General features: G+C 57.2%; 11 protein-coding genes. 3 read left to right on the forward strand and 8 right to left on the reverse strand.

Annotated elements, in window-relative coordinates; all coding sequences use genetic code 11:
- Positions 1-77: 77 nt before the first annotated feature.
- Entirely contained in the window at positions 78-2,150 is a 2,073-nt protein-coding gene (gene ppk1 / locus CR155_RS03875) for a polyphosphate kinase 1 (protein ID WP_102068673.1), read from the reverse strand.
- Between the two features lie 199 nt (positions 2,151-2,349).
- Here ppk1 and ppx point away from each other — a divergent pair, with 199 nt between their 5' ends.
- Positions 2,350-3,843: an exopolyphosphatase gene (gene ppx / locus CR155_RS03880; protein WP_102068674.1), complete on the forward strand. Its 1,494-nt coding sequence runs from the start codon at positions 2,350-2,352 to the stop codon at positions 3,841-3,843.
- Positions 3,844-3,853: 10 nt separating this feature from the next.
- On the opposite strand, the gene CR155_RS03885 is transcribed toward ppx, so the two are convergent.
- From CR155_RS03885 to CR155_RS03905, 5 genes are all read right to left on the reverse strand, one after another.
- Positions 3,854-4,636, reverse strand: coding sequence for a GNAT family N-acetyltransferase (locus CR155_RS03885; RefSeq protein ID WP_102068675.1), 783 nt, complete (start codon positions 4,634-4,636; stop codon positions 3,854-3,856).
- 65 nt (positions 4,637-4,701) lie between these two features.
- Complete coding sequence (gene glmM / locus CR155_RS03890) at positions 4,702-6,048, reverse strand: phosphoglucosamine mutase (RefSeq protein WP_102068676.1); 1,347 nt, start codon at positions 6,046-6,048, stop codon at positions 4,702-4,704.
- A complete protein-coding gene (gene folP / locus CR155_RS03895; RefSeq protein ID WP_102068677.1) occupies positions 6,045-6,884 on the reverse strand; it encodes a dihydropteroate synthase in 840 nt (279 codons plus the stop codon). The genes glmM and folP overlap by 4 nt, the downstream gene beginning before the upstream one ends.
- 57 nt (positions 6,885-6,941) lie before the next feature.
- The gene (gene ftsH, locus CR155_RS03900) at positions 6,942-8,840 is read right to left on the reverse strand and encodes an ATP-dependent zinc metalloprotease FtsH (protein ID WP_102068678.1); all 1,899 of its coding nucleotides are present in this window, start codon (positions 8,838-8,840) and stop codon (positions 6,942-6,944) included.
- A gap of 111 nt (positions 8,841-8,951) precedes the next feature.
- The gene (locus CR155_RS03905; protein ID WP_102068679.1) at positions 8,952-9,587 is read right to left on the reverse strand and encodes an RlmE family RNA methyltransferase; all 636 of its coding nucleotides are present in this window, start codon (positions 9,585-9,587) and stop codon (positions 8,952-8,954) included.
- Positions 9,588-9,604: 17 nt separating this feature from the next.
- Between CR155_RS03905 and CR155_RS03910 the strand changes: the two genes are divergently transcribed.
- Positions 9,605-10,174: a YhbY family RNA-binding protein gene (locus tag CR155_RS03910; protein WP_102068680.1), complete on the forward strand. Its 570-nt coding sequence runs from the start codon at positions 9,605-9,607 to the stop codon at positions 10,172-10,174.
- 112 nt (positions 10,175-10,286) lie between these two features.
- Here the strand turns inward: CR155_RS03910 and greA are convergent, their stop codons facing one another.
- Together greA and CR155_RS03920 are read right to left on the reverse strand one after the other, a co-directional pair.
- Positions 10,287-10,763 (reverse strand): transcription elongation factor GreA, encoded by a 477-nt coding sequence (gene greA, locus CR155_RS03915; RefSeq protein ID WP_102068681.1) that lies wholly within the window; start codon positions 10,761-10,763, stop codon positions 10,287-10,289.
- Positions 10,764-10,990: 227 nt separating this feature from the next.
- Positions 10,991-12,325, reverse strand: a complete 1,335-nt coding sequence (locus CR155_RS03920; RefSeq protein WP_102068682.1) for a solute carrier family 23 protein — start codon at positions 12,323-12,325, stop codon at positions 10,991-10,993.
- 228 nt (positions 12,326-12,553) lie between these two features.
- On the opposite strand from CR155_RS03920, the gene CR155_RS03925 reads away from it, so the two are divergent.
- Positions 12,554-13,870 carry an ABC transporter substrate-binding protein gene (locus tag CR155_RS03925; protein ID WP_102068683.1) on the forward strand — a complete coding sequence of 439 codons (1,317 nt, stop codon included), beginning with the start codon at positions 12,554-12,556 and terminating at the stop codon, positions 13,868-13,870.
- Positions 13,871-13,873: the final 3 nt, after the last annotated feature.

The raw sequence follows: 13,873 nt of genomic DNA on the forward strand, positions 1-13,873 counted from the left end.
GTTAAGACAGGGTGACCCTGCACAGACGCTATATTAAGTACGAAATATGACATGTTCGTGACAGTCACGTACGTTGTTCAGGGACCGAGTTGCTTCATAAGGTGATGATGGAGGTTGAACGGTTTTCCGCGGCCTTTCACCTTCACATACGTGCCGTTGGGCAACGCGCGCCAAGCCAATTGGTTGTCGCGCAGGGCATAGGTGAACGATTCATTGATGACACGTCGCTTGAGAATTTTGTCCAGTATTGGAAAACTGACCTCCACACGGCGGAAAAAATTGCGATCCATCCAGTCGGCGGACGACAAATATACGTTTTCAGCTCCGCCATTATAAAAGTAGAAAACGCGCGAATGCTCGAGAAACTGGCCAATGATGGAGCGCACCCGGATATTCTCCGACATCCCCGGCACCCCCGCCCTCAATGCGCAGGCGCCCCGAACGATAAGGTCGATTCTCACGCCTGCCTGGCTGGCCTTGTACAGCGCCTCGATTACGATAGGTTCGAGCAAAGAATTCATTTTAGCCATGATGCGGGCCTTTTTACCCGCCCTGGCATTGACCGCCTCACCCCGGATAAGCGCAACCATGGTTTCATGCATGGTGAACGGTGCCTGAAGCAGCAGCTTCAGGGGCCGTCTTGCACCCAGGCCGGTCAATAACGAAAATACTTTATCCATGTCCTCGCACATACGCTGATCGGCGGTCAGCAGGCCAAAATCGGTATACAGTCGGGCAGTACGCGGATGATAGTTGCCCGTGCCCAGATGACCATAACGCCGGATATGTCCACGCTCGCGTCGCAATACCAGCGACATCTTGGCGTGGGTTTTGTGTCCCACTACGCCATAGCTGACGTGTGCGCCCACTTCCTCCAGCTTGGCTGCCCAGTTTATATTGGTTTGCTCATCGAAGCGCGCCATGAGTTCCACCACCACCGTGACCTCTTTACCGGCCTTGGCCGCTGCCACCAGCAACCGCATGAGCTCGGAGTCTTCGCCTGTGCGGTAGATCGTCTGCTTGATGGCCACCACAGACGGGTCCAGCGCCGCGGCAGTCAGGAAGTTGAGCACCGGCTGGAACGCCTGATAAGGGTGATGCAGCAGACGGTCTTTCTCGGCGATGGCGGCAAAAAGCTCCGCAGGTCTGTCCGCCACCATGTCGAAAGGCGGCGGCATCCTGGGACGGTAGTCGGGAAACAGAAGCTCCGGGCGTTCAATCACATTGCACAACTGCATCAGGCGGGATAGATTAACCGGCCCGCTGACCCGGTAGGTATCCTGCGGCGAGAGCTGGAATTCCTTTTCGAGAAAGGTGGCAAGCGCCACCGGCATGACGTGATCGATCTCGAGCCGTACCGCTGCCCCGAAATTTCGCTGAGAAAGCTCTCCCTGCAATGCCAGCCGCAGGTTCGTAATTTCTTCCTCGTCGACAAACAGGTCGCTGTTGCGGGTCACGCGCCACTGATAACAGCCTTTCACGTCGAGACCCGGGAACAACTCACCCACGAACGTACTGATCAATGCCGTCAGCAATATATAGCCGTGGGGAATGCCGCAAATCTCGGCAGGCACCTTGATGACCCGCGGCAATGCGCGCGGCGCCTGAACAATGGCGATTGAGGCACTTCGCCCGAAGGCGTCCTGGCCATGCAGTGAGACGATGAAGTTCAGGCTCTTGTTGTATACGCGCGGAAAGGGATGTGCGGGATCGAGACCGATGGGTGTAAGCATGGGCATGACTTCACGATGAAAGCCTGCTTGGGCCCAGCCTAATAGTTCCTCACTCCAATCTGCGGGATCAAGCAGCGCGATGCCTTCTTTCCTGAGCCTGGGAAGCACGTCGTGCGTAAGCAGGAAGTTTTGCCGATCGACCAGTTCGTGAGTCGCGACATGCACGCGTTCGAACGCTTCGCCCGGGGTGTAACCGTCGCTGCCGATCTGGTTGGGATTCTGGCGCTGCTGCTCCTTAAGGCTGGAAATGCGTATCTCGAAAAATTCGTCCAGGTTAGAACTCACAATGCAGAGGTAACGCAAGCGTTCAAGCAGCGGTGTATCGGGATTCTCAGCCATGGCTAAGACCCGTTCGTTGAACTTGAGTAGGGAAAGCTCCCGATTCAGCAAAGTGGGATCAGACGACGAAGGAAGCATATAAGGGGAAGCCTGTGCGAAAAGTTAACCCAATCTTTTACTTCATTTTTCTTACGGTTATGTGACAAGCAAAAAGTAGGCCTCTTTTTGGCCCCACAAATAGTGATTATCGCTGTTTTTCCCTTAATTAAGTCCCGCACGGTCCGCTGTGCCCCGCGGGATCCTTATAATCGCAAGGTACTCATCAAAAACTGTCACAATGGACTACCTACTTGCCGCCGTTGACCTCGGATCAAACAGTTTCCGTCTTTCAATCGGACGTGTTGTACAACAGGATGGCGCCGCCCAGATTTACGCGATCGACCGGCTGAAAGAATCAGTCCGGCTCGCGGCAGGTCTCGATGACAACAACGTCATCAGTGAAGAAGCCATTGAACGGGCCATCACGGTGCTGCAACGCTTCGGAGAGCGCCTGGCCGGTTTCCACCCGAACCGGGTTCGCGCCGTGGCGACCAATACCTTTCGTGTCGCGAAGAACGTAGCTGAAATATTGCCGCGTGCCGAAGCGGCCCTGGGTTTTCCAATCGAAGTGATTGCCGGACAGGAAGAAGCCCGGCTCATTTTCTCGGGCATAGCGAACGAGCTTCCACCCTCGCCGAATCGCCGGCTCATGATAGATATTGGAGGTGGATCCACCGAGGTCATCATAGGAAAAGGCTTTCAGCCCATGCATATGTCCTCCCTTTTCATGGGATGCGTGAGCTATACGCGCCAGTTTTTCTCCGACGGACGCATTACAGAGTCTAGAATGCAACAAGCCGAGCTTGCCGCAAGACGGGAGTTCGAAGCGATTTCGAAGCAGTATCGCAGGACCGGGTGGCAAGAGGCTTATGGGTCATCTGGAACCGCCAAGGGCTTGCTGGCAGTCCTTACCGAAGGAGGCATGTCAAAGAAAGGCATCACCCTGGAAGGAATGGAAAAGCTCAAAGCCAAGCTAGTCAAAGATGGCAAGGTGATCATGAGCGAGCTGCCTGGCCTCAAGCACGATCGCTCGTTGGTTCTGCCTGGTGGTCTTGCCATCATGATGGCCGCTTTCCAGGAACTCCATATCAAGCTGATGCTGCCCGGCGAAGGCGCCCTTCGTGTCGGCGTCCTTTACGATCTGCTGGGACGCGACATGCAGCACGACAAGCGTGATGAAACCGTGCGTCAATTCATGAAACGCTACCATGTCGATCCTCGACAATCCGAACGCGTCAAGCGCGCGGCACTGGAATTCTTTTCACAACTGGAATTTCCCGACGGACCCGACAGACAGGAACTGGAACGCACGCTGGGGTGGGTGGCCGATCTGCACGAAATCGGAATCAGCATCGCGCATGACGATTATCACAAGCACAGTGCCTACATTCTCCAGCACGCCGATATGCCGGGCTTCTCAAATGATGACCAGATCATGATGTCCTTGTTTGCGCTCGGCCATCAGGGCAAACTGAGCAAACTCCACGGGCGAAATCCCTCCCGTGCACAATGGCTTACCTTGTTCTGCCTGCGGCTGGCCGTTTTGCTGCTACGCCGACGCGATGACCGCGAATCCCTGCCCATATCCCTGCAGGCCAACGGACACAGCATCCGGGTACATGCCGATCAAGCCTGGTTGCAGAACCACCCTCTTACCGAGTTTTCGCTGAAGACCGAAAAACGTGAATGGAACAAGGCCGGATTCGATTTCGACGTGAACCCGACCTCATGAATGCCTTCGTTCAGCGCATGCCGAAATGGCGACGGTAACGGGCATCCATCCGCTGCGCATCCAGTAAAACTGGAAAGTCCGCCGTATTGAAGTCGGGATCCCAGGCCGGTTCGCCACAAATCTGCGCCCCCGCCTTCAAATAGCCCTTGATCAGTGCCGGGACCCGGCCTGGAAGCACGTCATCGAGGCGTTCGACAGGATACCGGTGGCGTGGCACCAGGCGAGGCAGGTCAGGGCTGGCGGCCAAGATGTCGCGCGCCCTGCGCCATACCTCGGCGGCCGCGGCACCGTCGTCACGCAGGCTGACGCTGGCGCAGCCCAGCACATAGCGCAGGCCCAATTGCTGGACTACACTGGCAATACCCGACCATAGAAGCATGATCACAGCACCATTGCGATAATCGGGGTGAGTGCACGAACGTCCGATTTCAACGATTTCCTGCTTCAAATCGCCCAGTCCGGCCAGGTAAAACTCGGATTCCGCGTAATAGCCGCCTGCGTTCCTGGCGTTTGCCGGCGTAAGCAAGCGATATGTCCCGACCACGCGGCCCGTATCGACCTCCTGGACCATGAGGTGTTCGCACCAGGTATCGTAATGGTCCACGTCCAGGCCGTCCGCCGTATCGGGAAACACGGCGTTCATCTCGTCAGTGAATACCTGGTAGCGCAGGCGCTGGATGGCCTCCAGCTCCTCGTTATTGCGGGCCAGTCCCAGAACCAGGCCTCCGGCCGACGCTGCGGGCCATATGGCGTTGGTGACCGCAGCCGGTGGGGTACGTGCAAGCTCGAACATGGTGTGGCTCCTGTAAAGATGCCACGATTATGCGTGCCAAATATTTCAGGTTTTTGATGCCTGCCTTATTTGCTCGACAAATCCACATCGACCAGTTGTTGCACGCCATCTTCCGCTAAAGATCGTTCCTCGGCCTCGACCATAAGACGAAGCTTGGGTTCTGTACCGGATGCGCGTATCAGCACACGGCCCCTGCCGTTCAATTCACGTTCGACTTTTTCCTTGGCGGCCTGCAAACCCGCGTGGGTCTGCCATTGCACGTCCGGCGCCAGCGGCACGTTGACCATTTTCTGCGGATACATTTTCAGATCGGCGACCAGATCGGCCAGACTATGGCCGCTGCGACTCATGGCCGTAAGCACCTGCAATGCGGCAATAATGCCATCGCCCGTAGTGTGGCAATCCAGACACAGCAGATGGCCTGAACTTTCGCCACCAAAGAGCCAGCCACGTTTTTGCATACTCTCGAGCACATAGCGATCGCCCACCTTGGCGCGTTCGAACCCGACACCCAGGGCTTGCATCTGTTTCTCGAATCCGAAATTGGTCATGAGCGTGCCCACGACACCCTCTACCCGGTTCTGCGTCATGCGATCACGAACTATCGCGTAGAGCAGTTCGTCGCCGTTATAAATGCGGCCGGAACCGTCGACCATCTGCAGCCGGTCGGCATCGCCGTCGAGCGCTATTCCCAAGTCAGCCCCGCGCGCCTGCACTTCCGCGGCCAGGTGTTCGGGATGCATGGCTCCAACGCCTTCATTGATGTTGAAACCGTCAGGCTGACACCCAATGGCAAACACTTCGGCGCCCAGCTCGCGGAACACATGGGGCGCAATGTTATAGGCGGCGCCGTGGGCCCCGTCGACCACGATGGTAAGTCCCGACAAGTCAAGTTCGTTGGGAAAGGTGCTTTTACAGAACTCGATATAACGCCCGCCCGCATCGTCAATGCGACGGGCGCGCCCCAGGGCCTCTGAACCGACGCAACCCAGGGGCTCGTCAATGGCCGCCTCGATCTGAGCCTCGATTTCATCGTCCAGCTTCATGCCCCGCGCGGAGAAAAACTTGATGCCGTTATCCTGGTAGGGATTGTGCGACGCGCTGATCACCACACCTGCCACAAGCCTTAGTGCGCGTGTGAGATAAGCCACCGCGGGCGTGGGAATGGGACCTGCGAGCAGCACATCGATACCCGCCGCAGACAAACCGGCCTCGAGAGCCGATTCGAGCATATAGCCTGAAATACGGGTGTCCTTGCCTATTACGACTGCCGGGCGCCCACGCCCGGGATGCTGGCGCGACAGGACGCGGCCTGCCGCATACCCCAGTCGAAGTGCGAATTCGGCGTTGATTGTCGGGCCTCCGACTTCGCCACGGACGCCATCAGTACCAAAATACTTGCGCTCTGTCATATAAATTTCCCTTGTTCAATTGCCTGCCATACTTTTACCGCATCCACAGTGGCAGATACATCATGCACACGGATGATATGCGCCCCCCGCGCTACTGCCGCCAACGCCGCGGCGACGCTGCCGCCAAGACGGTCGGCTGGCAAACGGCCTGTGACATGACCGATCATGGATTTGCGCGACATGCCGATAAGCCAGGGAAAGCCCTTGCTGTCGATATCGCGCAGGCGCTGCAGCATCAAATAGTTCTGCTGCGGCGTTTTTCCGAATCCAAAGCCGGGATCAAGAATAATGCGACGCCGGTCGATACCGGCGTCGCGCATGACCTGTACTCGTTCATGCAGAAAATCGCTGATCTCGTGCAAAACATCGTCATAGCGAGGCGCCTGCTGCATGGTAGTGGGCTCGCCTTGCATATGCATGACGCACAGGCCGCAGCGTGAATCCAATACTGCCTCGATGGCACCGTCGTGACGGAATCCATAGATATCGTTGATCATGTCCGCGCCGGCGTCGAGCACGCGACGCATCACCTCGGGCTTGAAGGTGTCGATCGACAACGGTATACCCGCATCGAGCAAGCCTTCTACTACGGGCAGGATGCGCGCAAGCTCGTCGGCTGCGGACACCGGTACGGCGCCGGGACGGGTAGACTCGCCGCCTATGTCCAGAATATCGGCGCCATCGGCAATCAGTTGCCTGCCGCGCGCAATGGCGATATCGGGAGAGTGAAGCGTGGAAGTGTTCGAAAAGGAATCCGGGGTGACATTCACGATCCCCATAACCAAAGGGCGCTCGAGTGTAAGCTCGAAGCGCCCACAAACCAAGTTTGAGCTCATCGTTGTGATTTCGGAGCCTGCCCACCTGCATGACCAGTTGTGGGCAGGAGCCGAACCTTATACAGGCGTGGTTGCAGCAGTGCCGCCGGCCGACTTCAGGCCGGCTGCCGGGGGCGGGCTGTCGGGCGTGTCGTTTTGCGACGCGACGACTTGCGGCGCACGCGGTGGGCGACCTTGCATGATGTCTTCGATCTGTTCCGCATCGATGGTTTCCCATTCGAGCAAGGCGGCTGTCATGGCTTCCATCTTGTCGCGGTTCTCTTCGATGATCTTGCGCGCCACGGCGTACTGCTGGTCTATGATGGCACGGATTTCCTGATCCACTTTCTGCATGGTGGCTTCAGATACATGGGTCGTCTTGGTAACGCTGCGCCCCAGGAAAACTTCACCTTCGTTTTCGGCGTACACGACAGGGCCGAGGGAGTCGGTCATGCCGTAGCGCGTAACGATATCGCGGGCGATGGCGGTAGCACGTTCAAAGTCGTTGGATGCGCCGGTAGTCATCTGGTTCATGAAGACTTCCTCTGCGATACGGCCTCCGAACAGTACTGCGATGGTATTGAGCAGGCGATCTTTGTCCATGCTATAGCGGTCGGAATCGGGCAACTGCATCGTGACGCCCAGGGCCCGGCCGCGCGGAATGATGGTGACCTTGTGAACCGGATCGGTCTTGGGCAGGCTGCGCGCCACCAGGGCGTGGCCCGACTCGTGATAGGCCGTGTTGCGGCGTTCTTCCTCGGGCATGATGAGCGAGCGGCGCTCGGCACCCATGATGATCTTGTCTTTCGCCTTTTCGAAGTCGTTCATTTCGACCGTACGGCCACTACGACGTGCGGCGAACAAGGCGGCTTCGTTGACCAGGTTGGCCAGGTCGGCACCAGAAAACCCAGGAGTTCCGCGAGCCAGGATCATGGCATCGACGTTGGTGGCCAATGGCACCTTGCGCATGTGCACTTTCAGGATCTGCTCGCGGCCACGGATATCGGGGAGCGAGACGACCACCTGCCGATCGAACCGGCCCGGACGCAGCAAGGCAGGGTCGAGCACGTCAGGACGGTTGGTCGCGGCAATAACGAGTACGCCCTGGCCGGTTTCAAAGCCGTCCATTTCGACCAGCAATTGGTTAAGTGTTTGCTCACGTTCGTCGTTGCCGCCGCCCAGACCAGCGCCACGCTGCCGCCCGACAGCGTCGATTTCATCGATAAAGATGATGCACGGCGACTGTTTCTTAGCATTCTCGAACATGTCGCGGACCCGGGCAGCGCCCACACCGACGAACATTTCGACGAAATCCGAACCGGAGATACTGAAAAAAGGCACCTTGGCTTCGCCGGCGATGGCCTTGGCCAACAGCGTTTTACCCGTACCGGGTGAGCCAACCATAAGCACGCCGCGCGGAATACGACCGCCAAGGCGCTGGAACTTGGTGGGATCGCGCAGGAAATCGACGAGTTCCTGGACGTCTTCCTTGGCCTCGTCACAACCGGCCACATCGGCAAACGTGATGTGATTGGTGTTTTCGTCCATCATGCGGGCGCGCGACTTGCCGAAGCTGAAGGCTCCGCCCTTGCCACCACCCTGCATCTGGCGCATGAAGAATATCCATACTCCAATCAGCAACAGCATCGGGAACCAGGAAATGAACAGGCTGGCCAGGAATGAGGGTTCTTCACGCGCCTTGCCAGAGACTTCGACGCCAGACTTGACGAGTTCAGGCACCATCCACAAGTCGCCCGGGGAAGTAAGACTGTACGGGCGGCCTGCATCGGGGGTTACATACAAGGTGTCTCCCTGGATGTCGACCTTGTTGATGCGGCCCGCCTGGGCGTCGCTCATGAATTGGGTGTAAGTCACGCTTTCGGTAGTGGTTGCGCGGCCGTCGAACTGCTTGAAAACAGTAAAAAGGACCAGCGCGATCACCATCCAGATCGCGACCTTGGAAAACGAGTTGTTCAAAGCCAACCTCCACTTGTAACTACCACTTGCCGGACCCCCGCAACTGCGGCAGTAAAACAAGTATGTCAATGACTCATTCTACTCGATAGAAAGAATCGTGTTTGTCAATCCCTAGGATTTAAGACGCCGTCCAACCAGAAAGGTTTCCGAGGACCTGATGCGCGAAGCCTTGGGTTTGCGTTCGACCACGCGATGAAAACGTTGTTTGAACGATTCCACGATTTGAGAGAATCCGCTGCCATGGAATGCCTTGACGATAAGGGCGCCGTTGGGCTGTAGATGGTGGCAGGAAAAATCCAGGGCCAAGTCGCATACATGCTGAATTCTAGCTGAATCGGCCGAACCCACGCCTGATAAATTGGGGGCCATGTCGGAAATCACAAGGTCCACCCGCTGCCCATTGAGCATATTTTTTAATTGATCTAGTATGGAGTCTTCACGAAAGTCGCCCAGGATGAATTCGACTCCGGCTATAGGTTCCATGGGCAGCATGTCCAACGCAATGATGCGCCCGTCTATAACACCGCCGGCGCCCACCATGCGTTCGCGCGCAACCTGTGACCAACTTCCCGGCGCCGAACCCAGATCAACCACAATATCGCCGCGTTGCATCAGCTTTTCAGTATCCAGGATTTCAGTCAGCTTGAAGGCCGCCCTGGCCCGGTACCCCTTCTGTTGCGCCATTTTGACGTAGGGATCATTAATATGCTGCTGAACCCACTCTTTAGAGAATTTATTTTTGGCCATTACCGTACAATCTCATTATGCCAAAACTCGACATTACTTCCCAAGAGCGCAGCGCACTTCGCGCCGCAGCCCACCCTTTGCGTCCGGTCGTACTGATTGGAGACCGGGGTTTATCCGAATCGGTGCTTAAAGAAATCGATCTTAATCTGAATGCGCACCAGCTTATCAAGGTTCGCGTTTCGGGAGACGATAGAGACGCACGCGTTGCCATGCTGGACTCCATATGCGAGACCTTGTCGTGCGCGGTAGTGCATCATCTTGGCAAAACCTTGATCATCTATCGGCCCGACACCGCGGCCATGCGGGCCAAGGCCGAAGCCGAGAACGCAACCCGCGCCACACGCAAGCCCTCGGACCCACATACGCCAAAGAAACTGGCGGCCAATGGTGGAACCCGTACGCGGCGCACTGAAAAAGCTCTGCGCAAGGCGCGTAAGGCCGAAAGACTTGAATCGGCGCCGCCCCGCGCGAAACGCGCTGGCGCGGCATCGCCGGAACGTCCGGCCCATGCCATACCCCGACGGGCAGGCAGCGCAATGTCGCTACGTGCCGGTGCGCGGCGTTCGCTGGGCCCGGCCAAACGCTGATCCGTGCGCACACATTGCAAAGCCCATGCCGGTTGCTATTGCATGGGCTTTTCTTTTGCGTCGGTAATTGTACCTTCAGCAGGCGCGGTTGCCTGCCTCTTGAATCATAAGATTACAAATAGCTGACGTTCAGTACTTCGAATTCGCGGATCCCGGCAGGAGCCCTGACCGAGACAACGTCGCCCTCGCTTTTACCGATAAGCGCACGTGCAACCGGGCTGGAAACCGAAATGAGATTGGCCCGGATGTCGGCCTCGACGTCGCCCACGATTTGGTAGGTAACGCGCTCGCCCGAATCCAGATCTTCGATTTCGACGGTCGCGCCGAACACGGCTTTTCCGTCCACGTCCAGGGCGGACGGATCAATGATTTGGGCGTTGGACAATGTGCCTTCAAGTTCCTTGATGCGGCCTTCGACGAATGCCTGACGTTCGCGCGCAGCGTCGTACTCGGCATTTTCGGAAAGGTCGCCCTGAGCCCTGGCTTCGGAAATGGCATTGATGATATCGGGGCGTTCGACGGTTTTCAGACGGTGTAGCTCGGCCTGCAGACGCTCAGCGCCGCGTGCCGTCAACGGTATCGCAGACATAATATTCCTGAATAAAAGTAAAAAGACGCTCCTCACGAGGAGCGCCCAGTATTGAATTGGTGAGACAGTTTGAGCCGTCTTGAGCGAACTAAAGGAAGCGTTGGTTTGTTATAGCTGTGAACAACGTTTGGGTCTAGCTCAAAAATAAATCCCCGGCCTGTGCCCAAACCGGGGGTATGGGTGTATTGTCGGCAAACTGGGGCAAAATTGCAAGCCCCCCCAAACGGCTATGGCGCCGCTGCCTCCGGCTTACCGGAACCGATGCGCAATAGCGCATACAAAATGATGGCGCCGAATGTTGCGGTGCCTATGCCGTCCAGCCGGAATGCGCCGATCTGCAAGGAAAAATTGCCCGCACCCAAAATCAATGTGACCGCCGCCACGATGAGATTCCGGTTATCGGTGAAGTCGACCTGATTGACGACCCATATCCGTGCGCCGGCCACTGCGATCAGGCCGAACACGACCAGGGACATTCCGCCCAGCACCGGACCGGGTATGGTCTGGATCAGGGCGCCGAATTTCGGGGAGAAGCCAAGCAGGATGGCCATGAACGCAGCAACCACGAATACCAGGGTCGAATAGATGCGTGTGACCGTCATCACACCGATATTCTCGGCATAGGTAGTGACGCCGGTACCGCCTACCGCTCCGGACAACATTGTGGCCACGCCGTCGCCCACAAAGGCGCGACCCAGATAGACATCCAGGTTCTTCCCTGTCATGGCACTGACCGCCTTGATATGACCGAGGTTCTCGGCAACCAGGATGATCGCAACCGGAACAATAACGCTGATCGCATGGGCTTCGAATACTGGCGTCGCGAACGTAGGCAGGCCCAGCCACGGGGCGTTCGACACGCCACTGAAATCAATGGCGGGCCCCAGCCCAAGCACATTGGCAAATACTGCATAGATGACGCAGGCCAGCAGCAATCCGACCAATATCAGCAGACGCTGCGTCGTACCTCGCGTATACACGGCGATACCGCCCACGCAGAGTACGGTGACAAGCGCCATCACGGCGTCGAACGTCGAGCCGCCCATGGCGCCCTTGGCTGCGATCGGCGCCAGATTCAAGCCTATGACAGCAACGATAGCGCCAGTTACCACCGGAGGCATCCAGCGGTTTATCCAATTGGCGGTGCCCCCGGATCGCGCGTTTATCCACCACACAAGCAAGCCGATAACGGTATAGACGAGGCCGCAAATGACGATCGCACCCAGCGCAACGCCGATATTGGGGTTCGGTCCCGAGCCCGCATAGCCGGTCACAGCGATGACCCCACCGATAAAGGCAAAGCTGGAGCCCAGGTAACTGGGGACGCGCCCGCCAACGAACAGGAAAAACAGCAAGGTGCCAATTCCGGACATCAGGATGGCCACATTGGCGTCGAATCCCATCAACAATGGCGCAAGGATCGTGGATCCGAACATGGCCACTACGTGCTGGGCGCCCATGGCGATGTTCTGCGGCACGGAAAGGTATTCATCGGGCTGCACGACAGCGCCCTGCGCACCACCCTTCACTTTGCGCCAGCGTGGAAAATAAGTGTTCGACATAGAAAAAAGGCCTTGCTCCAAGGTTGAGGGCTGCCCCATGGCATGCCCGCTGTTTTACCGTGGCGAGAGTGTACGGGCCTAGGGCACGGAGCGGCAAGAAGTACCCGCGTTTTCCCTCTGGAATGACGCGTATTCCCTATGGCTTATGGTCCACATTAAAAAATGTGATTGGACGCAAGAGGCTGCATTGCCTATGTTGCGATCATCCACAAGCCCAATGGAGGCAAAATGAAAAAGACAATAAAACCGCTGCTGACTGTCCTGCTGCTGATGGGAGCCCCTGCCCTTGCCGGAACGGTCACCGTCATCACATCGTTTCCGAAAGAACTGACGCAAGCGTACAAGTCGGCCTTCGAAAAAGCCAACCCCGACATCAAGCTGGAGATTTTGAACAAGAATACGGTCTCGGGCATTGCCTTCGTACGCGAAACCGACGCCGGCAAGCGGCCCGAGGTCTTCTGGGCCAGCGCTCCCGACGCATTCGAAGTGCTTGCCAAGGCGAACTTGCTGGACAAAGCCACCGGCATTGCCAACCCCGACGTACCCGCGAAGATAGGCAGCTTTCCCATCAACGACCCCGCCGGTTTCTTCCTGGGCCAGGCCCTGGCGGGCTACGGCATCATGTACAACACTCGTCTGATCAAGGCCAAGAAGCTTGCCCCGCCCGCGTCGTGGGACGATCTGCTTGAACCGGCATGGTATGGCAACGTGGGCATTACATCGCCATCCCGATCCGGCACCATGCATCTGACCGTGGAGACGATTCTGCAAGGCGAAGGCTGGGACAAGGGTTGGACCACCCTGCTGCGCATGTCCGGAAACAGCGCCGCCATTACCGACCGCTCGTTCGGCGTACCCGATGGCGTCAATAACGGACAGTTCGGCGCAGGTCCGGTCATCGATTTCTTCGGACTGTCTAGCAAGTATTCCAAGTTTCCTGTTGAATTCGTCTATCCCGAAGAGACAGCCATCGTTCCAGCCAATATCGCATTGATCGCTGGAGCCAGGAATACCGACGAAGGCAAAAAATTCATTGCGTACACCTTGAGCAAGGAAGGGCAGGAACTATTGCTGAAACCCGAGATATCCCGCCTGCCCGTTCTTCCCTACAGCAAGCTCGACAACATCCCCGACGGCTATCCCGATCCGGGTGAAATCGCCAAGCGCAGCAAAGTGCAATTCGATGTCGACCTCTCTCAAAGCCGTTACTACATCGTGCAATCATTGTTCGATCAAACCATCACGTTCCGGCACGCCGACCTGCAGCAGGCAAGCAAAGCCATTTACGACGCTGAGGCCAAGCTTGGCAATGCCCCCAGTGAACAAGCACGAGACGCTTTGGATCAGGCCAAGAAACTGGCATGGACGCCTTTGCTTGATGCGGACCAAGTAAAGTCCGCGGAACTCATCGCGGTGTTCGCCGGTAACAAGAAAGATGCGGAAGTCAGCCAGAAACTTTCCAAAATTCAGGGCGACTGGAACAGCCAGGCCAAGGCCAACTACGAGAAAGCGAAGACTCTGGCACAAGAAGCCGCCAAACTGTAGTCA

The organism is Pollutimonas nitritireducens (genome assembly GCF_002849615.1).
Classification (GTDB): Bacteria; Pseudomonadota; Gammaproteobacteria; order Burkholderiales; family Burkholderiaceae_B; genus Pollutimonas; species Pollutimonas nitritireducens.

Excerpts from the sequence above, each read along its gene's own strand:
- folP (WP_102068677.1), bottom strand. The coding sequence starts at position 6,884 with ATGAGCTCAAACTTGGTTTGTGGGCGCTTCGAGCTTACACTCGAGCGC.
- CR155_RS03885 (WP_102068675.1), bottom strand. The coding sequence starts at position 4,636 with ATGTTCGAGCTTGCACGTACCCCACCGGCTGCGGTCACCAACGCCATA.
- glmM (WP_102068676.1), bottom strand. The coding sequence starts at position 6,048 with ATGACAGAGCGCAAGTATTTTGGTACTGATGGCGTCCGTGGCGAAGTC.
- CR155_RS03905 (WP_102068679.1), bottom strand. The coding sequence starts at position 9,587 with ATGGCCAAAAATAAATTCTCTAAAGAGTGGGTTCAGCAGCATATTAAT.
- ppx (WP_102068674.1), top strand. The coding sequence starts at position 2,350 with ATGGACTACCTACTTGCCGCCGTTGACCTCGGATCAAACAGTTTCCGT.
- greA (WP_102068681.1), bottom strand. The coding sequence starts at position 10,763 with ATGTCTGCGATACCGTTGACGGCACGCGGCGCTGAGCGTCTGCAGGCC.
- CR155_RS03910 (WP_102068680.1), top strand. The coding sequence starts at position 9,605 with ATGCCAAAACTCGACATTACTTCCCAAGAGCGCAGCGCACTTCGCGCC.
- CR155_RS03920 (WP_102068682.1), bottom strand. The coding sequence starts at position 12,325 with ATGTCGAACACTTATTTTCCACGCTGGCGCAAAGTGAAGGGTGGTGCG.
- CR155_RS03925 (WP_102068683.1), top strand. The coding sequence starts at position 12,554 with ATGAAAAAGACAATAAAACCGCTGCTGACTGTCCTGCTGCTGATGGGA.
- ppk1 (WP_102068673.1), bottom strand. The coding sequence starts at position 2,150 with ATGCTTCCTTCGTCGTCTGATCCCACTTTGCTGAATCGGGAGCTTTCC.